This window comes from Nostoc sp. (assembly GCF_036916655.1).
Lineage (GTDB): Bacteria > Cyanobacteriota > Cyanobacteriia > Cyanobacteriales > Nostocaceae > Nostoc.
The window spans coordinates 328,190-350,999 of record NZ_JBALFY010000093.1 but is presented as its reverse complement, the minus strand read 5'-3'; the positions used below and the strand labels follow the sequence as shown (position 1 = coordinate 350,999).

The following is a 22,810-nucleotide window of genomic DNA, read 5'->3' as shown; positions in this document are numbered from 1 at the left end:
AATGAGTAATGAGTAATAAGTAATGAGTAATGAGTAATAAGTAATGAGTAATGAGTAATGAGTAATAAGTAATGAGTAATGAGTAATAAGTAATGAGTAATGAGTAATAAGTAATGAGTAATGAGTAATGAGTAATAAGTAATGAGTAATGAGTAATAAGTAATGGGGATTACTCATTAATTCAAAATTAAAGACAGTTAGAGTCGGGGATTTAAGATAAATTGCGGAGTGGTTTCACGATGTTGGATTATAAGTTATTAAAAAACAATAAAAAATATACTTTAATTCGCCATCGTTGGCTAGTAATTGTACTGGCTTTTGTAACTGCGATCGCCATAATTATCTATCATCAAATTACTTTAAAAAACCAAGCAACACCAATATCTGAAATTATTGTCTCTTTCCCAACTGAACCTACAACTTTCAATCCAGCTTTAATCCTAGAATCAGCTTATATTTTAAACTATACTTATGAAGGGCTAGTTAAAGAAAATGCTCGTGGAGAAATTGAACCTAATCTAGCCAAATCTTGGCAAACTTCCCAAGATAATAAAAAAGTAATTTATACCCTCAGAAAAGGGCTAAAATGGTCAGATGGAAAACCACTAACGGCTGAAGATGTCGTTTTTACCTACAATGAAATTTACCGTAATCCAGACATTCCTACTTACGCGAAAGACTTCTTCATAATTGGTAAAAATCGTACCTTCCCTACTGTGCGAAAGCTTGATAATTTGCGAGTTGAATTTACATTACCTGAACCATTTGCTCCATTTATTCGGGCTACAAAACTAGAAATTTTACCAGCCCATATTTTTAGGGAAAGTGTCAAAACAAAAGACCAGGAAGGTAGTCCTAAGTTTATGTCTGCTTGGGGAACTGATACCCCACCACAAAATATTATTGTCAACGGCCCTTACACAATCGAATCTTACACTCCCAGCCAACGCATAGTTTTCCGCAAAAATCCTTACTACTGGCGTAAAGATACTCAAGGCAATTCACAACCCTATATCGAGCGTGTGATTGGGCAAATTATTCCTAGTCAAGATACTTCTTTAATCCAATTTCGTTCTGGAGGATTGGATTACATCAATGTTAATACTGATTATTTTTCGTTATTAAAACATGAAGAAAGTAAAGGAAAGTTTACTATCTATAATGGCGGTCTTTTTGTCGGCTCAACTGCTATTACTTTTAATCTCAATAAAGGCAGTAGGAATGGTCAAGCACTGGTCGACCCCATAAAATCTCGTTGGTTCAATACAGTGGAATTTAGACAAGCAGTTGCCTATGTAATTGACCGCCAACAAATACTCAACAATATCTATAAGGGATTGGGTAAACTGCAAAATTCACCCATTGCTGTACAGAGCAAGTATTATTATCCTGTCCAAACTGTCTATGAATACAATCTTAAAAAAGCGAAACAATTACTTCTAAAAGCGGGATTTAAATACAACAATCAAGGTCAGTTATTAGACAAGCAAGGCAATCTTGTCCGCTTTAGCCTAATGACGAATAGTACCAATAACGCATTGCAGGCGATGGGAGTACACATAAAACAAAATTTGAGTAACCTTGGCATAACTGTTGATTTCAATCCCGTAGCTGCTAGCATTTTCATCAACAAATTGACTCAAACTTTCGATTGGGAGTGTCAATTGCTTGAGGTTGCTGTCGGTCAAGAACCAAATGATTGGGCTAATGTTTGGTTGACTGAAGCGGGGTGGCACTTTTTTAATCAACAATCGCAAACAGGACAAACGCCGATAATGGGGCGACAGATAGCAGATTGGGAACGCAAAATTAGTGATTTATACATTCAGGCAGCCTCCGAAGTGGATGAATCAAAGCGTAAAGCTATCTATGTAGAAACTCAACAAATTACTCAGGATTATCTGCCATTTATTTATCTAGTTAACCCTTTATCAATGGTGGCAGTACGAAATCGTATCCAAGGTATTGAACACTCTGCCCTACTAGGAACATTTTGGAACTCTTACGACTTGAAACTGACTGATATTAACTAAAGAGGATATCGTTTGTATGCAAATTCCTATCATTGATTTCCATCCTTTTCTTACAACAGGTGACTCAACTGCAAAAGAAGCTGTCGCTGCACAAATTTCTCTTGCTATTCATGAGGTCGGATGTTTCTACCTCAAAAATTATGGTATTTCTCAAAGTCTAATCGCTCAACTTTTTTCACAAACAGAGTCTTTTTTTGCACTCCCTGAGCAAGAAAAAGAACAAGTATCTTTCTTTCCAGACAGGAATCTTCGCGGATATCATAACTTTAAAAAAAGTGAAGATAAACACAACGCTAATGAGTTAATGACTGAAGGATTTCATTTTGGAAAAGAAATTACTTTAGATGAAGTTGGTATTATCGAAGATCCTTTTTTTGAACCGAATAAATGGCCTGAAAATCCGGCTCACTTTCGTGAAGTGATGCTGGAATTTTTCACGGGTTGCCACGAAAGCGCCTTGAAAGTATTCCAAGCTTTGGCTATTTCCCTGAGAATTCCAGAAGATTACTTTACAAATTTATATTCTGAACAGAATCACGGCATAGTTTTGCATCACTACCCATCTATATATCAGCCTCCCGAACTAGGAAAAGTTTATCTGGCAGAACATACCGATATAGGTACTCTGACATTTTTATTTCAAGATTCCGAAGGGTTAGAAGTATATACAAATGCTGGAGAATGGGTTGTTGCGCCCTTCGTTCCTGATGCAATTATCGTATTGGTGGCAGATTTAATGCAGCGATGGACGAACGATAAATTTGGCGCTACACGACATCGAGTTATAGTTCCAACTCAATCTCATAGTGCTAAACAAAGGTATTCATGTGCCTTTTTTACTGGGCCTAATTACGATGCTTCAATTAACTCTATTAAGACTTGTTTGGAGATAGATGAAGTGCCTAAATATCCACCTATTCTTGCACAGGAATATTTCAAGCAGCCAAAAGGATAGCTACTAATTTAGATTCAATAAATGGAAAAACTACAATTGCTAGCAAAGTCAAATCCTCCAAGTTGGTTAAAAATTTTGGTAATTAGCCTGATTGGGTTAGGTATTTTTTTTCGCTTTACCCATTTAGGGCAAAAAGTGTATTGGTACGATGAAACTGCTACATCGCTGGCGATATCTGGTCATTCATTAGTAGAGGTTAAACAAGAATTTTTTAGCAATTTGGATAATAATGAAAGTGTAATTCCTGTTATTACTTTAGATAAATATCAACGCATTAACCCAGATCGAAATGTTGCTGATACAGTGCGCTATTTGATAACTTCAGATCCACAACATCCACCTTTGTATTATGTGATGGTGAGATTATGGGCGCAAGTTTTTGGGGATTTGCCGGCGGGAGTTAGGAGTTTATCGGCAGTGATTAGTCTGTTGGTATTTCCTAGTGTGTATTGGCTGTGTTTAGAGTTATTTGAATCATCACTTGTGGGGTGGGTGGGAATGGCTGTGATGGGGATTTCTCCCTTGCAGGTTTTCTTTGCCCAAGATGCACGAGAATACGGTTTATGGATGGTGACAATTTTAGTATCAAGTGCTGCTTTATTACGAGCCATGCGTCGAGGAAGTTACTTGAGTTGGGCTATGTATGCTCTCGCCCTAGCTTTAGGATTGTACACCCATTTATTGACAGTAATGGTTGCGATCGCTCATGGCATTTATGTACTTATTAGTCAACGGTTTCGCTTTAACCAAACTCTGCGTAATTATCTGCTGAGTTCCATCGCCGCTTGCTTAATATTTTCACCCTGGCTTATTGTACTCATTACCCAGGTTCACACAGCCACAAATCTCTTGTCATGGATAACATTTAAAACAGATAGTCCTTTCGACCTGATTGGGATTTGGCTTAGTCGAATTAGCCGTATATTTTTTGATTTTAATTTGGCTTCTGATGATGCTTGGGTCAATAACTTAACTTCTGAAAGCCCTTTATTATATAGTATTCCTACGATAATATTTAGCTTATTTTTAATTATTTATATTATTATTTTTTTGACCAAGTATCCATCAACTAACGCTAGTTTATTTATTGCTTTATTAGGCGGATTTCCAGGGTTAACATTGCTTTTTTATGACCTAGCTTTTGGGGGAATCCGCTCTATTCATTTTCGCTATCAGTTACCGTTATACCTCAGCATCCAAATTGCTGTAGTCTATATTTTAGCTTTCCATCTTTTCTTGGCGAAGAGTTGGCATAAAAACCTTTGGCAATTCATTCTGGCGGGATTACTCGTTTTTGGGCTAGTTTCTGATGTCAGATTTTTTCAGGCTGAAACTTGGTGGCCACAAATAGGTGGCAAGAATTTACTGGCAATGAGTAAACGTATTAACCAATCTAATAATGTTTTGTTAGTAAGTAATAAAAATGATTATAACTTGGGAGTCATCCTTACATTAAGTCATAGTTTAGAACCAAAAATTTCCTTACTTCCCATACAAAACAACCAATTAGCAATAATGCCTCAAGATTATAAATCTATCTTCTTTGTTGACGACCTGGAAAATAGTTTAGCTCATCAACTCCAGCAGGATAAAACTAATTCCCTGAAATTAGTCTACCCACTTGAAGGATTTTGGCAACTCGACAAAAATCAGAAAACATAAAAAAATTAGAAGTTGAATGAAACAATATCTTGACTATTTTAATATTAGTTATCTGAGAGGTAAAGTCCACTTTTATCTCCATTCGGCACTTTTTAGCCGATTTATCCGCTTTGCTGTAGTCGGTTTTAGTGGGGTATTTGTAGACTTGGGAGCATTCTATTGCTTTCATAGTTCGTTATGTTTGGCGTTAACTCCGAGTGCAATGCTTTCCACAGAAATAGCAATTATTAATAATTTTCTTTGGAATGATTTGTGGACGTTTGGTGATGTGTCTTTTGAACAAAAAAATAGCCAAAGGCTGCAACGCTTTGTCAAGTTTAATCTCATTTGTTTAATTGGGCTGATTTTCAATAGCCTAATTGTAAATTTGCTATTTTATCAATTTCAAGTGAATGAATACATCGCCAAATTGGTAGCGATCGCTTGTGTGACACTTTGGAATTTCTGGCTCAACCTAAAGATGAACTGGCAATTAACAAAGACAGATGTAGTTGTAGATATTTAAGAAAAAATCATGTTAAGACCACTAGTAATGTTTGGCTATAGTTTCATTTTTATAATTACTATATTTCTTTCTTCGGGATTATTGAATATAGCTTTACCCTATTACAAGACTATCCAAAATCTTGGTGAAATTAGTGTTAAATGGCAATATTTAACTGAACACAAAGATGATTATGACGCTATTTTTCTAGGGCCAAGTACTACTTATTTTGGGGTAATTCCAAAATTATTTGATGAATACATGACAACAGAGGGTAAAAGTGTAAAATCTTTCAACTTTGGTATAGCAGGTGCAAATGTATCAGAAATAGATTTTTACTTACAAAAAATTCTGGCTTTAAAACCAGTAAACTTAAAGTGGATATTTCTTGACTGTTCAGTTGACTTATTTACCAATATTGGCTCTACTTCCGCTCAAGAAATATACTGGCATACTCCTCGTAAAACTATAGAAAATTTCCAATTAATTCTGGAATCGTCAATCGATAGTTGGCAAGTAAAAGCTCCATATATTTACGCCAATTTTCAAAGCTTTATCTACCGATGGCTAGGAATTGGTCAGCTTTCCACTTTCTGGCAGGAAAGAATATTAAATTTAGATTTATCAAATGCAGATCCATTAGCAAAAGTATCTGAAGATAGACTCCTACAAGAATCTGGATATTACGCTATAGATTGGCAAAAAAAAGCTGAGAAATGGAAGACTATATTCCGAACAAATGGTTTGGATACTTATCAAAAAAATCTCAAAAATGAACAAATAAAATTAGCCACTTTAAATTCAGAAAGTGCATTTAATAATCCATCCATAATATATGGAGCGAAAATGGTGAAGAATATTGCTTCCCGAATTGAACAACAGCAAATTAACAATAAGAAAATTGAAGCTGTCTTTTTTATTCCGCCACTCCTAGAGACTGATTCTAACCCATCTGCTCTTTACAAAGCATATCAATCAGGATATATAGATACCCTATTTGCTTTTAATAATCCCAACAAGTTTAGTAATTTATATGAGGTAGATCGCAGAATTGATAGCGCCCATCTCAATTACCAAGGCGCTCAAGAATTCACACTTTTATTAGCATCAAAGTTTGCTCAATACTTAAATAATTTATGATATTTACGGAATTTCGGTTTCTATTTTTCTTCCTGGTTGTTTTCTGCATCTATTGGGCTTTACAGAAACACAATCATCGTAAATTCTGGCTGTTAATCTGTAGTTATATCTTTTATAGTGCTTGGGATTGGCGCTTTCTTTTTTTGCTCTTGCTATCGACAGTCATTGATTACTTTGTCGGTTTAATGCTATTTAGACCACAGATTAATGATTTGCAAATACAAGAGATTGCCAGCACTGAGGTAGTACAAAAAAAAGAAACTACAAGTTTTTGGAATTGGGATTCTTTACTGAACAAGCCACAAAATCAGCAACAACGTCAAGCATGGTTGATACTTAGTTTAGTAGCAAATCTCGGAATATTAGGTTTTTTTAAATACTATAATTTCTTCACCGATTCTGCTGCCAATTTATTAGCTTTTTTGGGTTTACCCCTAAGTATTAAAACCCTTAATATTATTTTGCCAGCAGGCATTAGTTTTTATACCTTTCAAACTCTGAGTTATTCCCTGGATATTTATCTAGGTAAACTCAAACCTGTGAGAAATTTTTGGGATTTTTCTCTATTTGTGACTTTTTTCCCGCAACTGGTTGCAGGGCCTATTGTCCGGGCTTCTACTTTTTTACCGCAACTGCTAACCCCGAAAAATTTAGGCGATGTTGATTTTAGAGGATGTTTAATACTTTTTTTTGTGGGGTATTTCAAGAAAGCGTGTGTTTCGGATAATCTTTCACCTTTAGTAGAACAGTATTTTAGGAATCCAGAAAATTATACTTTCTTGAGTTGTTGGGTTGCTGTTATTGCTTTTGTCATCCAAGTATACTGCGACTTTTCTGGTTATTCAGATATGGCGATCGCTTCAGCCGGTTTACTTGGATACAAACTACCTCTGAACTTTAAATTTCCTTTCTTTGCCAGCAATATGACTGACTTTTGGCAACGTTGGCACATTACCCTCTATAGTTGGTTGCGCGATTATGTCTATGTTCCTTTAATGAGAAGGCGGACAAAACCTGAACGCACAGAACTGTTTAAGTACAGAAATCTGCTCATTTTGATGCTTTTATCAGGATTCTGGCATGGAGCAGCTTGGCATTTTGTTTTTTGGGGTGGATTACATGGAATCATCTTAGTTATTCAAAAGCAATGGTCATCTTGGGTTGCTCCTTATAAGCAATTGATACCACTGAGAAATATGCTAGGTATTCCCCTAACATTTTACTGTTTTTGTGCTTTGTCCCCATTTTTTGGGAGTAAGGATCTCAACAGTGCAATACAAATAGAGAAATCCTTTTTATTCTTCACTTCTCTTGGCTCTCAAAACTTAAATCTCCAAATTGCATGGATTTTTATACCTTTAATTATGCTCCACTGGGCAGCTTATAAGGGTTGGTTTGCTGATTGGTGGCGGAAAATTCCTAGTTGGAGTTTTGCTGTTTTCTTTGGGGTGTTGGTTTCAGCAATATTTCGACTGACAGCCATCAATCCTCAACCTTTTGTTTATTTTCAGTTTTAGTGTCACGCAGAGGCGCAGAGAAGGATAGGAGATGGGTAGTTTATTATTACGAATTACGAATTATGACCAAGTTGGAAATAATTAAAAATAAGAATATTGAATCTATTTACCCTCTTTCTCCTATGCAGCAGGGTATGCTTTTCCATACTCTGTATGAGCCGGAATCTGGGGTGTATCTTGAGCAGTTCTGTTTAACGCTCTCTGGAAATATTGATATTGGGGTGCTTCAGCAAGCCTGTTTGCGAGTTATGAAGCGTCACCCAGTTCTGCGTACTCTTGTGGTTTGGGAAAAGCAAGAAAAGCCTCTGCAAGTAGTATGTAAGGATGTGGAGTTGCCTTGGCAAAATTATGATTGGCGTTCGTTATCTTTGGAAGAACAACAAGAGCAGTTAGAAGTTTTTTTAGAAGCAGATCGAGTCCAAGGTTTTGCTCTTGACAAAGCTCCACTTATGCGATTTAGCTTAATTCAAATCGCTGATGATATTTACGAATTTGTCTGGAGTTTTCATCACCTACTAATTGATGGCTGGAGTTGGCCAATTCTCTGCAAAGAAGTTTTTGCTTTTTACAATGCCTTACTTAAAGGCAAATATTTATATTTAAATACTCCTCGTCCTTATCGAGATTACATAAATTGGTTACAGCAACAAGATTTAAAAGCAGCAGAAATATTTTGGCGACAACAACTTCAAGGCTTTACTAATCCTACCCGGTTGCAACTAAATCGGGGTGAGGTGCAGATTTTATCACAACCAAAAACTTACCACGAGCAGCAGTGCTGTTTATCGGCAACTATAACTGCGGCTTTACAGTCCCAGGCACAGCAGTATCATTTGACACTTTCGACTTTTGTGCAAGCAGCTTGGGCGCTTTTACTCAGTCGCTATACTGATGAGTCTGAGGTGTTATTTGGCGCAACTGTATCTGGTCGTCCTCCCACTCTATCGGGGGTGGAATCGATGGTGGGACTATTCATTAATACTTTACCAGTGAGGGTGAAAATCCCAACAGCCAAGCCTTTATGGCAATGGCTGAGGCAATTGCAGACTCAACAGGTGGAGCGATCGCAGTATTCTTGGTGTCCGTTAGTAGAAATTCAGGTTGTTAGTGAAATTCCCCCAGAATCTCCTTTGTTTGAAAGCATTGTAGTATTTGAGAACTACCCACACGATACGTCTTTATCAAATCTAGGTGGCAGTATCCAGATTACCAAACGGCGCGTCATTGAACAAACCAATTATCCGCTCACAGTCATTGCTGTACCAGGACAAGAGTTATCCCTACGCATTCTTTATGATGGTAGCCGCTTTGATGGGGAAACGATTAACCGGATGATGGGGCATCTTGTGACTTTGTTGGAGGGTATGGTGACTAACATTGAGCAGACGATAGGCGAGATACCTATGCTAACTGCTGCCGAACAGCGCCAATTTTTGCTATGGAATGATACCCAAGTAGATTATCCTCACAAATGTATCGCTCAGTTGTTTGAAGAACAGGTGGAACGGACACCGGATGCGGTAGCGGTTTCTTTTCAATCTCAACAACTGACTTACCAGCAATTAAATTGTCAGGCTAATCAGTTAGCGCACCACCTACAAAACCTGGGGGTAAAACCAGAAGTGCGGGTGGGGATTTGGGTTGAGCGTTCTTTATCGATGGTAATAGGACTTTTGGCAATCCTCAAAGCTGGCGGTGCTTATGTACCTCTAGATCCGCGATCGCCCCAAGAACGCTTAAATTATATGTTGAGTAATTCTCAAGCGTCGGTATTGCTGACAGATTCATCAATTACTTTATCTGGGCAACCATTAACAGTAGTTTGCTTAGATAGATCGGATTTCTGCCAAAACAGCGAGGAAAATCCTGTGAGTCAAGTCACACCAGAGAACTTGGCTTATGTCATGTATACTTCTGGTTCTACAGGCAAACCCAAAGGTGTAGCTATGAGTCACCGTTCTCTAGTGAACCTTTTATATTGGCAAATGGGCGAAAATACTTCCAATGCCAAAACCTTGCAATTTGCTTCCATCAGCTTTGATGTCTCTTTTCAAGAAATCTTTTCTACCTGGTGTAGTGGCGGAACTCTAGTTTTAATAACCGCAGAAATACAGAAGGATGGGTTTGCATTATTACAGCTAATTGACAAAGAAAAGATAGAAAGACTATTTTTGCCCTTCGTCGCCCTCCAGCAATTAGCCAATGCTGCCTCTATTGCTCAAACCTATCCGGCATCTTTGCGGCAGATTATGACTGCTGGAGAACAGTTACAAGTTACTCCTGTTTTAGCCAACTTTTTTAGAGAACTTCCTGGTTGTACGCTACAAAATCAATATGGCCCAACGGAGAGCCATGTAGTAACAAGTTTTACTTTAAAAGATGCTTCGCCACTTCCGCCTATTGGTCGCGTGATCGCAAATACGCAAATCTACATCCTTGATAGCCATCTGCAACCATTACCAATTGGAGTTGCTGGAGAACTGTATATTGGCGGTGTTGCGATCGCTAGAAGTTATATTAATTCCCCAGAATTGACGGCTGAGAAATTCATTGCCAAGGATGGAAATCGTTTGTATAAGACAGGCGATCGCGGTCGATATTTAGCTGATGGCAACATCGAATTTCTCGGTAGAATTGACAATCAAGTGAAGGTGCGGGGCTTTCGCATTGAACTGGGAGAAATTGAAACCGTACTCGCCGCACACCCACAGGTAAAAGAAGCTGTAGTTATTCCCAGAGAAGATGAACCAGGGAACAAGCGCCTAGTCGCCTACATTGTCCCCAAACAACACTTAGACACCAGCGACCTGCTTTGTTACCTCAAACAAAAGCTACCCGAATATATGCTACCTTCTGCTTTTGTAAAGTTGCTGGATGTACCTCTAACCCCCAGTGGTAAAATAGAACGCCGTGCTTTACCAGCACCTTTGAGTCGGGAAATACGTAACGTTTCTACAGACTTAATCCCACCCCGGACTGCAACTGAAGAGGTTCTAGCAGAAATTTGGAGCGATGTTTTAAGACTAGAAAAAGTTGGTATACACGACAACTTCTTTGCATTGGGAGGGCATTCCCTATCAGCAATGCAAGTCATTTCTAGATTGCGAGAAACCTTCAAAGTAGAGTTACCTATAAGCTGTTTGTTTGATTACCCGACGGTAGTTGAGCTAGATCGGCAAATTTCAGAATATCGCCAAAAAGAGGCAGGGGAGCAGGGGAGCAGAGGAGCAGGGGAGCAGGGGAGAAATAATCATTCTTTCTTATCCTCTTCTGCCCCTCTGACTCCATCTCTTAAACCAGTAGCCAGAAACACAAAAGAGTTGCCAATCTCTTTGACTCAGCTTGAGTTTTGGATATTAGCTCAATTGCATCCGGGCGTTCCCGTCTATAATATTCCACTGGCTTATCGCTTGACGGGTTTACTCAACGTCACTGCTCTAGCGCAAAGCCTCGTTGAAATTGTCCGTCGTCACGAAACTCTGCGGACTACTTTTGCGATCGCAGATAGACAAGTAGTTCAAAAAATTGCTCAACAGCCCGTATTGCCATTTTCGGTAGTAGATTTGCGAAAACTTTCTGACTCTAAAACTGAGCGAAAGACTCTGGTTCAAAGATTTGTGAATGAGGAAAAAACCCGGCCTTTCGATTTAGAAAAAGAGCCTTTATTACGTATTAAGTTGCTGCGGCTCTCTGATGCCGAGTATTTACTAATAATAACTATCCATCATCTAGTTTGTGATGGTTGGTCTGTGGGTGTGTTTTTAGAGGAACTAACAAAATTATACGCAGCATTTTGTCACGATCAGCCTTCACCGCTTCCCGATTTACCCATCCAATATGCTGACTTTGCCCATTGGCAACAGCAGTGGGTTGCTCGTCCTGCTTTCGTATCTGACCTTAACTACTGGAAGCAGCAACTAGGAAACAGCAAACTTTTGCTACAGTTACCTACTGATTATACGCGCTTACCAATACGAACTTTTCAAGGTGCAAGTCAAACCTTCATTATCCCTAAGAGCCTAACAAATGCTCTTAAACATCTGAGCCAACAGCACAATGTAACTCTATTCGTGACTCTGTTAACAGCCTTTAAAATAGTACTATTTTATTACACTGGACAGTCAGATATTATTGTGGGCACTCCCTTTGCCAATCGCCAGCAATTGGAAACAAAAGAACTGATTGGATGTTTCATTAACACATTACTAATACGTACATACTTAGGGGGCGATCCAAGTCTGAGCGAGTTGCTGTCTCAGGTGCGTGAATGTTTTTTGGCAGCCTGCGATCGCCAGGAAATTCCCTTCGTGAAGTTAGTAGAAGCACTACAGCCAAAACTAGAACCAAGCCATTCTTTGCTCTATCAAGTGATGTTTAACTTCTTACCTCCATCAGATTTAAAACTGACAAATTTAACTGTTCATCCCTGGTCAGTTGAAAGCAAAACAGCAGAATTTGATTGGGATATTTATCTCCAACAAACAACATTAGGAAGCATTGAAGGAAAATGGTGTTACAAAACTGATTTGTTTGATGCTACTACTATTAGCCGTGCGGTAACTCAGTTTCTCATGTTGCTTGAGTTGCTAATTACTAATCCAGAATGTCGCCTAACTGACCTTTCCTTACTATTTCAGCGCCATAATTCTCAAAAGAAATCGATGCAAATTCCATCTTTGCAAGGTGCGGGAGGGATAGCCGCCCGCTAATTTGAGATTGTTTTTGTGGTTATAAAATTCGCTTTTGAACCATAAAGATACAGAGGTCAGATTTGGAGAGTAAATTATTATGTCAGACATACAGATTATGGAAAAAACCAGACTGACTGTTTTACGGGAAATGCAACTATTTATTATTGTTTGGCTAGGACAATTGATCGCCTTAATTGGTTCGAGTACCACTGCCTTTGCCTTAGATATCTGGGTTTATAATCGCACCGGATCGGTTACCCAGTTTGCTTTAGTCTCTCTGTTCAATACTCTACCGCTAATCTTAATTTCCCCCATCGCTGGGCCTCTGGTAGATAAGTGGGATCGTCGAAAGACAATGATTTTTGCTGATGTCTTGGCGTGTTTGGGAACGATCGCGATCGGCGTTTTATTTGTCATCGGTCGGTTAGAAGTCTGGCACATTTACCTAGCCAATACCTTCACTGCTGTTTTCATGGCTTTTCACACACCTGCTTATACAGCATCAACAGTCTTAATAGTGCCGAAACAACACCTCAATCGTGCCAACGGGCTAATGAGTCTGATGTATGGTATTTCCCTAATCATTGCACCAACTCTTGGAGGTGTTTTACTAAGCATTGTTCATTTGCAAGGGATTATTTTGTTTCACGTAAGCGCTGTATTTATTGCTGTTGTCTCCCTGATGCTGGTTCGGTTCCCGGAAGTCAGCACGAGTGATGTTGCAACTGCAAAAAGTTCATTCCTAAGTGAAGCAACTTACGGATTTACGTATTTGATCGCTCGACCAGGACTGCTGGGATTAGTGTTATTCTCAGCTTCCAGCTTTTATATTGTGGGAGGTATTAATGTCATCACTATTCCGCTAGTGTTAAATTTCGTTTCAGTAAGCTTTTTGGGAACTATTCTTTCGCTATTTGGCATTGCGATTTTAGCAGGTGGCTTGCTCGTCAGCATTTGGGGAGGGCTAGAACGCAACATATATGCCATATACGGATGTATGCTTTTGAGTGGCGTATTTATTTTCGTCGCCGGTTTGCAACCCTCTCTTGTCATTTTCACTGCTGGTATTTTCTTATTTTTCCTAACACAACCGATCGTTTCCAGTTCTACACAAGCTGTCATGCAAAATAAAGTAGAACCTAATGTACAAGGTAGAGTTTTTGCGATCAAAGGAGCGATTGAAGCAGCCGCTTTCCCTTTAGGCTACATCACGATTGGGCCTTTAGCCGAGAAGGTTTTTGAACCCTTAATGGCTACTAACGGTTCTTTAGCAGGAAGCATCGGACAAATCATCGGTGTGGGGTCAGGTCGTGGGATGGGACTTCTACTGATGATTATCGGAGTCTTGACCATTTTAGAAACCTCTATTGCCTACCTGTACCCCCGCCTACGGTTTGTGGAAGATGAACTGCCTAATGTTAGTAATGCAGTTGCGATGGCTACGCCCGCCGCAGGCATCGCTGCTGATACAGCTTCTAGTCAGAATGATGCAGTTTCTTTGATATCCTAAATTTGGCGTTGCATAGTGGTGGTTGATTAAAAATTCTACTAGGTTACAAATTATTATTTTTTTTAAATTCACCATTTTTAAAAAAATAATTATTAATTTGGTTCATAAATTGTAAAAAGTTTATATCTAGATTTAGGGAACTCCAAGAAATAAATTATCCAATCTTGTGGGGTGAGCATCTTGCCCGCCCAGTTTATATGGCGGGCAAGATGCCCACCCCACAGTAAATAATTGAATATTTTTTATTTGGAAATCCCTTAACATTTGTGTTCTATATCAAATCTTGTGTTGTTTAATAATTTAAATTTTTCTGTTTTTCAATCCAAAAAAGATGTTCAGCTTATTTTAGAATATGCCAACCACAGTTTCTCGCGCTCAATCCTTAAAGAACGATCCTTCTCCTCCGGCTTCTAATAAGTTTTGGGAGAATGTCAGAGCGATCGTTCAGCCTTACTGGTATCCCACAGAGTCCGGGGAAAGAGTATTTCCAGAGGTGATTCGGATCTGGGGGATGCTGATTCTCCTGATTTTATTAATAATCGCGCTAGTGGGCGTAACTGCCTTTAATAGCTTCGTTACTCGCTATATAACCGATGTCATTGAAGAGAAAGATTATCCTAACTTTATTAATACAATAGTAGTTTTCGCTGCTGCTCTTGTCTGCATAACACTCTTAAACGGATTTTCTAAACTTGTTAGAAAAAAAATCGCTCTTGATTGGTACAAATGGTTAAATAATCACACATTATCAAAATATTTGAGCAATCGTGCCTATTATAAAATCAACTTTAGAGCCGATGTTGATAACCCAGATCAACGAATCTCCCAAGAAATCGAACCGATTACCAGTAATGCTTTGAGTTTTTCAGCTATTTTCCTAGAAAAAGTGCTGGAAATGACTACTTTTTTAGTAATTCTTTGGTCAATTTCCCAATTTATTGCAATTGTTTTAGTTGTTTATACAATTGTAGGCAACTGGATTGCTATTTACTTAGGTCAACAACTGAATAAAATTAATCAAGAAGAATTAGAACGGAAAGCAGAATACAATTATTGTCTGACTCATGTTCGTAATCACGCTGAATCGATAGCTTTTTTTCAGGGAGAAAACCAAGAATCTAATATAATTCAACGAAGATTTATTAATCTCCTGAAAAATGTCGAACGCAAGATTAATTGGGAGAATAATCAAGAACTTTTTGACGGAGCATATAAGTCTGCTATCCAAATATTCCCATATCTGGTACTCGCACCTTTATATATGAGCGGTCAAGCTGATTTCGGAGAAGTTGTCCAAGCCAGTGTAGCTTGTAATCAGTTTGCTTCGGCTATGGCAACATTAATTAGAGAATTTGGGACTTCTGGACGATTTTCCAGTTATGTTGAGCGTTTATCTGAGTTTTCAGATGCATTAGAAGCAGTTACCAAACAACCAGAGAATGTCAGTACTATTAAAACAATAGAAGAAAACCGTTTAGCTTTCGAGAATGTCACCTTACAAACGCCAAATTATGAACAGGTAATCGTTGAAAATTTATCACTTTCTGTTCAACCAGGAGAAGGCTTATTGATTGTTGGGCCGAGTGGACGAGGTAAAAGTTCTCTATTGAGAGCGATCGCTGGTTTGTGGAATGCGGGAACGGGTCGTCTGCTGCGGCCTCCTCTGGAACAAGTCTTGTTTTTACCTCAACGTCCCTATATTATTTTGGGAACTTTACGCGAACAACTACTTTATCCACAGACAACTCGTCAAGTCAGCGATCGAGAACTCGAAGATGTTTTGCAAGAAGTTAACCTGCAAAATTTGGTGAAAAAAGTTGGCGGCTTTGATGCAGAAGTCCCTTGGGAGAATATCCTATCGTTGGGAGAACAACAACGCCTTGCTTTTGCACGATTGTTAGTTACTCATCCTAACTTTACTATCTTAGATGAAGCCACAAGTGCCTTAGATTTAGCAAATGAAGGAAGTTTATATCAACAGTTACAAGATACCAAAACAACGTTTATTAGTGTTGGACATAGAGAAAGTCTATTTAATTATCATCAATGGGTTTTAGAACTGGCACAAGATTCCAGTTGGCAACTTGTATCTGTCCAGGATTATCGGTTACAAAAAACAAAAGAAATTGTCACCAATACTTCCAAGAATACTGAGATCGCAATAGATAATTCATCTCAAGATCAATCCCAAAATGAGTCAGAAATCAGTACAAGCAAAAGGCTTTCTCATAAGGAAATAAATGCCTTAACGCACTATTCGGTTTCCACTATTAGAAGTAAGGCAAGCAAAGGAGAATCTATCACTACTAGGGACGGCTTAATCTATCGCTATGATAAAGATCCCAAAGTGTTGAAATGGGTGAGAGTTTAGCGGTTACATCCGTTAGGAGCTAAGATGAAGCAACTTTTGTCAAATATTTAAAATCCTCAAGTTTTTTAATTAAATGATAATCGTGCTAGTGAAAGGTGAGAAAGCAAGTTCTCCTACTCTTGTGGATCGCGATCGCCAAACTTTTTTAAAGGAGGCAGGAGAACGTTCGCGCAGCGTGTCGTAGAGAAGCGATGTGACGATTCAGCTTGTTTATCCCAATATAATGGGGCCTCTAAATCGGCTTGTCAGTAGCATTTGAGATGCGCTTACTCTCGTTCTTAACCGATAAGTATTGAGTCCAGTTGGCGGTGTTGGCTTAACTTTCTTAACTTTCTTAAATTGCTTAACTTTCTTGATGAAACGTTTTAACTATCTTCTTAACTGTCTTAACTGTTATTGCATTTTATTGATAAAACTGAGATTATCTTTGTGTTGTATACTTGAAAAAAGCAATAAATAATAAATAAATTTAAATTTGTTAATATCAACTTCAGACTAAACACAAGCATAAGACTTTTCGCAAGTGACTAATACTCTTATTCACCATCCATGACTCAGCATTGATGCTATAAGTAGATATACAAGCTTTATATACATTTCTGCCAACATAATATTTATATAAACTATTAATTAGAAAGATGCAGAAAATCTTGACAACAAAATATATTGAACCACGTAATTTAAGTTCTTTTCAAAGAATTTTACTTACAACGGATGGAACCTTGACAGAAATCTTAGAGGCTTATCTATTAGAAAAAATTCAATTAGTTAAATTATCAGAAGAAATAATTAAAACTGCAAAACCTATTCCCGCTTTAGATTTAGAAGTAAATACTCAAGTAATTAACAGAAAAGTTTTATTACGCGGCAAGATTAGTTTAAATAACTTTATTTATGCTGAATCTATAATCGTACCTGAAAGACTAGATAGTAGATTCAAGTCTAGACTAATTGAATCGCAGGAACCAATAGGTAGGCTCTGGTTAGAGCATAAACTTGAAACTTTTAAAGAAATAATTGATTCAGGTATAGAAACATCTGAAGAATTATTTCATTATTTTAATATCTCAAAAGAAGATAAAATGTTTTCTCGGACTTATCGGGTTTTTTCTAATAAACAACCGATAATGATGATTACAGAAAAGTTCCCACAAAGCTATTTTATCAAAGATAATGAACGATTTATTTTCTAAATCAGGGCGGGTTTACTTAAGCCTGTATACTTTTAACAAGTAATGGAAGAATAAAAATGTTAAAACAAAGGCTTGCCGAAATTGTCAAAAATGACCCTGAAAAAACTGCGATATCCTACAATCAATTAAAGATTAGTTATCAAGAACTCTATGCTTATATTACACATTTAAGTAACCATTTAAGCAAAATTGGTATTAGCCAAGGTGATTGCATAGCCTTAATTTTACCTAACGTTCCAGAATTTGCGATCGCCTTTTATGCCACCGCTAAACTAAATGCTGTAGCTTTGCCAATCAATCCTCTTCTCAAAGAAAATGAAATTAAATACTACATTATTGACAGCAATGCTAATGCAATTGTTACCAATAGCGATGGTGCAGAAATTAGTCGTAAAATCATCTCAAAAATAGACAAAAAAATAGAATTAATTGTCCTTGATGATGTTACTCTACTTACTAAAGAAGTAAATAACTCAACAATTACAGAAAATACCTCTACTTTTACAGGTGATGTACTTTATCAATATTCCTCTGGTTCTACAGGCAGACCAAAGAAAGTTTGTAGAACTCAAAATAATTTATATCACGAAGTTAAAAATTTTACTGAAACTACTAACATAACTTCAGCAGATAATATTTTATGTGTAGTGCCACTTTATCACGCACATGGCTTAGGAAATTGCCTACTAGCAGCTACTTGTAATGGTGCAACTCTGGTGATTTTAGAACAAGTTTCACATCAAGGGAAAACCATTGAAGTGCCATTTGTTTTTAGACGTTCCAGAGTCTTAGAACTTATAGAAAAAGAAAAAATTACCATCTTACCTGCTGTTCCTTATATATTTAATACTCTAGCAGAAACACCAGATGACACTCAATTTGATGTTTCCACACTGAGACTGTGCTTTTCTGCGGGAAACTTTTTATCAAAAGATATCTTTGATAAGTTTTTTCAAAGATTCGGCATTCCTGTAAGACAACTTTACGGTTGCACAGAAGCCGGTTCGGTGGCGATTAATCTGGATGAAGACCTAAAAAACACATACGATTCTGTAGGATGCCCTTTAAAAAATATTGAAATTAAGATTATTGATGATGCAGGTAAAGAACTTCCAACTGGCAGTATTGGAGAAATAGTCATCAAAAGTCAAGCAATAACGCCAGGATATAGCAATAAACCAGAACTGAATCAACAAGTATTTAAAGATGGGTCATTTTTTACGGGTGATTTAGGTAACAAAGATGAAGCCGGACGCATTTACATTACTGGAAGAAAGCAAATCTTCATTGATACAGGTGGTCACAAAGTCGATCCATTAGAAATAGAAAATATTTTGATAACTTATCATCAAGTTAAAGAAGCCGTTGTTGTTGGGATCAAAGGCTTGTATGCAGGAGAAATTATTAAAGCTGTTATTGTACCTGAAAATCGAGATAGTTGTGATGAAAAAGATATTTTAACTTATTGTAGTGGCAAGTTAGCTGATTTTAAAATCCCAAGAATTATTGAATTTCGTGATGAAATTCCCAAAAATCCATTAGGCAAAGTATTAAGAAAAAATTTAATTGATAACTTGTCAGAACCAATAAAATCATGAAAAGCATTGATTTAATTGAAGTAAAAACTAAAAACGTTGTCCTAAGTGTTTTACCAAATCTGAATAGTGAAGATTTGTCAGACTCTAGTAATCTTTTTGGCATAGGTCTGGATTCTGTTAATGCCATGACACTTGTGCTGAAACTACAAAATACTTTTGGGATTAAATTTGTAGCTAGTGATATTAATGCCGAAAATTTTCAAAGTGTAGCAAGTATTGTCAAGCTAATTAATGAAAAGCAAGGCTGATAATTTTTAGAAACTCCAGTATATCTCTGAAAACCTGAAGCAAAAAGACTAAAATGAGTAATTCTGCGGAAATAAATCCACTAGTAGAACTAAATAAGTCAGTAAAAACAGGAGAAGATATCTGGAAAGCGATCGCAAGCATTCTCGAAGTACAAAATCAAGCTCCAGCTTTAGTACCTGTATCTCACAATGAAGACTTGCCTTTGTCTTTTTCTCAAGAAAGATTATGGTTCCTTTACCAGTTGCAGTCAGATAGCTCTACTTATAATGTTTCCTTTGCTTTTCATCTTCAGGGTTTGTTAAATATTACTGCATTAGAAGATAGTTTCAATGAAATTATCCAACGCCACGAAGCATTGCGGACTACCTTTGTGGCTGTGGAAAACAAGCCCGTTCAAGTAATTTCTCCCAGCCTCAAATTGACCTTACCTGTAGTCAATCTTCAGGAACTTCCTGAACAAGAAAGAGAAACTCAAGTTTTACAACTAGTTAAAAACGAAGTTCAACAACCTTTTAATTTAGAGCAAGGATCGCTGTTGCGGTCTTTCTTAGTGCGGTTGGGTGAAAATGAATATGTCTTACTCCTGAGTGTCCACCACATTGCCTTTGATGGTTGGTCTGAAGGTATTTTGTGGCGCGAACTCACAGCTTTGTACACAGCTTTTTCTACTGGTAAATCTTCTCCATTGCCTAATCTGCCCATCCAGTATGCAGACTTTGCTGTTTGGCAAAGACAATGGTTGCAAGGTCAAGTCATAGACACTCAACTGGACTACTGGAAGCAACAATTAGTAGGTGCGCCTCCCCTGCTGGAACTTCCAACCGACCGAGTACGCCCAGCAATACAGACAAACCGTGGGGCTATCAAGCGTTTTCGTTTAGATGACCATCTGACTCAAAAACTCAAAAGCCTTAGCGAAAAGTCAGGTGCAACCTTATTCATGACTTTGCTGACTGGCTTTGTCATCTTACTATCGCGCTACAGCAATCAACAAGATATCCTTGTCGGTTCTCCAATAGCTAACCGCAACCGTAGTGAAATAGAATCTCTCATCGGCTTTTTTGTCAACATTTTGGTATTGCGTACTGACGTTTCTGGCAATCCTAGCTTTTGGGAGTTACTGCAAAGAGTACGCCAAGTGGCAACGGAAGCATACTCTCACCAAGATGTGCCGTTTGAGCAAGTAGTAGAAACCTTACAGCCAGAAAGAAATCTTAACTACTCTCCATTGTTTCAGGTGATGTTCGTTTTGCTAAATACGCCGCCTGGAAAATTGGAATTGCCTGGTTTATCTATCAATTCTTTAGAAGTAGAAACTCCGACAGCCAAGTTTGATTTAACTTTGTTGATGACGGAAACTGAGCAAGGGCTGAGTGGGAGTTTAGAGTACAACTCAGACTTATTTGAGGAAGCGACAATTACCCGAATGGTGGGGCATTTTGTCACCTTGCTAGAAGGAATTGTTGCTAACCCAGAAGGGCGAATTTCGCAATTACCTTTGCTGACACAACCTGAACAACAACAATTAGTCCAATGGAACGATACTCAGGCGAAATATCCGGCTGATAAGTGCATCCATCAGTTATTTGAGGAGCAAGTTAAACGTACCCCCGATGGTGTCGCGGTGGTATTTGAAAATCAACAACTTACCTATCAACAGTTGAATACTCGTGCTAACTCTTTGGCGCACTACCTGAAGTCTTTAGGTGTAGGCGCAGACGTGTTGGTGGGGTTGTGTGTGGAACGCTCAATAGAAATGATTGTAGGACTATTGGGCATACTCAAAGCAGGCGGGGCTTATGTCCCACTCGATCCAGACTATCCGACTGAACGCTTGGCATATATGCTCAACGATTCACAAGTACGGGTACTGTTGACTCAAGAGAAATTGCTTACTACCTTACCAGAACATAGCGCCCGTGTAGTCTGCTTAGATAAAGACTGGCAAGACATCTCTCAAGAAAGTAAAGATAATCCTGTTACTAGCTCTACAACCGATAATTTAGCCTACGTCATCTACACATCAGGCTCAACAGGTCAACCGAAAGGTACATTAGTCAACCACGCTAATATAGTACGTCTGTTTGCAGCCACAGACTCTTGGTATAAATTTAATTCCCAAGATGTCTGGATAATTTTCCACTCTTATGCTTTTGACTTTTCCGTGTGGGAAATTTGGGGCGCATTGTTGTATGGTGGGAGACTGGTAGTAGTACCGTATTTAGTGACGCGATCGCCCGAATCATTCTACCAATTATTAGTTCAACAACAAGTTACAGTTCTCAACCAAACACCCTCAGCATTCCGTCAATTAATTCAAGCCGAACAGTTAGGTGTAACGCCTGGGGAATTAAACTTACGCTTAGTAATTTTTGGTGGGGAAGCCTTAGAAATCAACAGCCTACAGCCTTGGTTTGAGCGACATGGCGACATCTCACCCCAATTAGTGAATATGTACGGGATTACAGAAACCACTGTACACGTCACTTATCGCCCATTGAGCAAAGCCGATTTAAACCATACAACCAGTGTCATTGGTCGTCCCATACCCGACTTACAGGTGTATGTGCTGGATGAATATAAACAACCAGTGCCAATTGGTGTTAGGGGTGAGATGTACGTTGGTGGTGCAGGAGTGACACGCGGCTATCTCCATCGTCCAGAACTGACAGCAGAACGGTTTATCTATCATCCTTTTAGCGACAACCTCCAAGCGAGACTATATAAAACAGGAGACTTGGCGCGGTATTTGCCCAATGGCGATTTAGAGTATTTAGGACGCATCGATAATCAAGTTAAGATTCGCGGCTTCCGCATTGAGTTGGGCGAAATTGAAGCATTACTAGCTGCACACCCAAATGTTTGGGAAAGTGTCGTAGTGGTTCAAGAAGAGGAACCGGGCAACAAACATCTTGTAGCTTACGTAGTGTCGAATCAAGAACAATCTCTTACCGTCGCACAACTGCGTCGCTTCCTCAGCGAGCAACTACCAAGCTACATGGTTCCAGGTGCTTTTGTCATGCTGGAATCTTTACCTCTGACATCTAACGGTAAGGTAGATAGACGCGCCTTACCTGCTCCAGAGTCGCGTCAGGGAATAGAGGTAAGTTTTGTAGCCCCACGCACCCCAGAAGAAGAAATATTAGTCAAAATTTGGGCTGACATCCTGAAAGTAGACCAAGTAGGTATTCACGATAACTTTTTTGAATTGGGAGGAAATTCCCTCTTGGGGGCGCAAGTAATTTCTCGGTTGCGCGTTGCTTTCTCTATTGATTTGTCTTTACACCGTTTATTTGTATCTCCTACTGTAGCTGAGTTAGCTCACAACATTGAGGTGCTGCGAATTGCTACAGAAGATATTTTGAAGACTGACATAGAAGAAGAATACGAAGAGGGGTGTTTATAAA

Annotated in this window: 13 protein-coding genes; all 13 read left to right on the top strand. The window is 38.4% G+C overall.

Annotated features, from left to right (window positions below; all coding sequences use genetic code 11):
• The first annotated feature begins 239 nt into the window (after nucleotides 1–239).
• The 13 genes from V7L31_RS25495 to V7L31_RS25435 all read left to right on the top strand — a co-directional run bounded on the left by V7L31_RS25495 (nucleotide 240) and on the right by V7L31_RS25435 (nucleotide 22,809).
• Entirely contained in the window at nucleotides 240–2,033 is a 1,794-nt protein-coding gene (locus V7L31_RS25495; protein ID WP_334698845.1) for an ABC transporter substrate-binding protein, read from the top strand.
• 16 nt (nucleotides 2,034–2,049) lie between these two features.
• Nucleotides 2,050–2,988: an isopenicillin N synthase family dioxygenase gene (locus V7L31_RS25490; RefSeq protein WP_334698844.1), complete on the top strand. Its 939-nt coding sequence runs from the start codon at nucleotides 2,050–2,052 to the stop codon at nucleotides 2,986–2,988.
• Between the two features lie 21 nt (nucleotides 2,989–3,009).
• Complete coding sequence (locus tag V7L31_RS25485) at nucleotides 3,010–4,650, top strand: glycosyltransferase family 39 protein (protein WP_334698843.1); 1,641 nt, start codon at nucleotides 3,010–3,012, stop codon at nucleotides 4,648–4,650.
• Between the two features lie 16 nt (nucleotides 4,651–4,666).
• On the top strand, nucleotides 4,667–5,155 hold the full coding sequence (locus tag V7L31_RS25480) for a GtrA family protein (RefSeq protein ID WP_334698842.1): 489 nt from the start codon (nucleotides 4,667–4,669) through the stop codon (nucleotides 5,153–5,155).
• A gap of 9 nt (nucleotides 5,156–5,164) precedes the next feature.
• Nucleotides 5,165–6,274, top strand: a complete 1,110-nt coding sequence (locus tag V7L31_RS25475; RefSeq protein WP_334698841.1) for a hypothetical protein — start codon at nucleotides 5,165–5,167, stop codon at nucleotides 6,272–6,274.
• The gene (locus V7L31_RS25470; RefSeq protein WP_334698840.1) at nucleotides 6,271–7,791 is read left to right on the top strand and encodes an MBOAT family O-acyltransferase; all 1,521 of its coding nucleotides are present in this window, start codon (nucleotides 6,271–6,273) and stop codon (nucleotides 7,789–7,791) included. The genes V7L31_RS25475 and V7L31_RS25470 overlap by 4 nt, the downstream gene beginning before the upstream one ends.
• 62 nt (nucleotides 7,792–7,853) lie before the next feature.
• On the top strand, nucleotides 7,854–12,500 hold the full coding sequence (locus V7L31_RS25465; protein ID WP_334698839.1) for an amino acid adenylation domain-containing protein: 4,647 nt from the start codon (nucleotides 7,854–7,856) through the stop codon (nucleotides 12,498–12,500).
• 79 nt (nucleotides 12,501–12,579) lie between these two features.
• On the top strand, nucleotides 12,580–13,992 hold the full coding sequence (locus V7L31_RS25460) for an MFS transporter (RefSeq protein WP_334698838.1): 1,413 nt from the start codon (nucleotides 12,580–12,582) through the stop codon (nucleotides 13,990–13,992).
• A gap of 352 nt (nucleotides 13,993–14,344) precedes the next feature.
• Entirely contained in the window at nucleotides 14,345–16,363 is a 2,019-nt protein-coding gene (locus tag V7L31_RS25455; RefSeq protein ID WP_334698837.1) for an ABC transporter ATP-binding protein/permease, read from the top strand.
• 650 nt (nucleotides 16,364–17,013) lie between these two features.
• A complete protein-coding gene (locus V7L31_RS25450; RefSeq protein ID WP_334698836.1) occupies nucleotides 17,014–17,556 on the top strand; it encodes a chorismate--pyruvate lyase family protein in 543 nt (180 codons plus the stop codon).
• Between the two features lie 56 nt (nucleotides 17,557–17,612).
• Nucleotides 17,613–19,154, top strand: a complete 1,542-nt coding sequence (locus V7L31_RS25445; RefSeq protein WP_334698835.1) for a class I adenylate-forming enzyme family protein — start codon at nucleotides 17,613–17,615, stop codon at nucleotides 19,152–19,154.
• Nucleotides 19,151–19,402: an acyl carrier protein gene (locus tag V7L31_RS25440; RefSeq protein WP_334698834.1), complete on the top strand. Its 252-nt coding sequence runs from the start codon at nucleotides 19,151–19,153 to the stop codon at nucleotides 19,400–19,402. The genes V7L31_RS25445 and V7L31_RS25440 overlap by 4 nt, the downstream gene beginning before the upstream one ends.
• A gap of 53 nt (nucleotides 19,403–19,455) precedes the next feature.
• The gene (locus V7L31_RS25435; RefSeq protein ID WP_334698833.1) at nucleotides 19,456–22,809 is read left to right on the top strand and encodes a non-ribosomal peptide synthetase; all 3,354 of its coding nucleotides are present in this window, start codon (nucleotides 19,456–19,458) and stop codon (nucleotides 22,807–22,809) included.
• The last annotated feature ends 1 nt before the right edge of the window (nucleotide 22,810 follow it).

Coding starts and splice junctions, on each gene's coding strand:
- V7L31_RS25495 (WP_334698845.1), top strand. CDS start 240: ATGTTGGATTATAAGTTATTAAAAAACAATAAAAAATATACTTTAATT.
- V7L31_RS25490 (WP_334698844.1), top strand. CDS start 2,050: ATGCAAATTCCTATCATTGATTTCCATCCTTTTCTTACAACAGGTGAC.
- V7L31_RS25485 (WP_334698843.1), top strand. CDS start 3,010: ATGGAAAAACTACAATTGCTAGCAAAGTCAAATCCTCCAAGTTGGTTA.
- V7L31_RS25480 (WP_334698842.1), top strand. CDS start 4,667: ATGAAACAATATCTTGACTATTTTAATATTAGTTATCTGAGAGGTAAA.
- V7L31_RS25475 (WP_334698841.1), top strand. CDS start 5,165: ATGTTAAGACCACTAGTAATGTTTGGCTATAGTTTCATTTTTATAATT.
- V7L31_RS25470 (WP_334698840.1), top strand. CDS start 6,271: ATGATATTTACGGAATTTCGGTTTCTATTTTTCTTCCTGGTTGTTTTC.
- V7L31_RS25465 (WP_334698839.1), top strand. CDS start 7,854: ATGACCAAGTTGGAAATAATTAAAAATAAGAATATTGAATCTATTTAC.
- V7L31_RS25460 (WP_334698838.1), top strand. CDS start 12,580: ATGTCAGACATACAGATTATGGAAAAAACCAGACTGACTGTTTTACGG.
- V7L31_RS25455 (WP_334698837.1), top strand. CDS start 14,345: ATGCCAACCACAGTTTCTCGCGCTCAATCCTTAAAGAACGATCCTTCT.
- V7L31_RS25445 (WP_334698835.1), top strand. CDS start 17,613: ATGTTAAAACAAAGGCTTGCCGAAATTGTCAAAAATGACCCTGAAAAA.
- V7L31_RS25440 (WP_334698834.1), top strand. CDS start 19,151: ATGAAAAGCATTGATTTAATTGAAGTAAAAACTAAAAACGTTGTCCTA.
- V7L31_RS25435 (WP_334698833.1), top strand. CDS start 19,456: ATGAGTAATTCTGCGGAAATAAATCCACTAGTAGAACTAAATAAGTCA.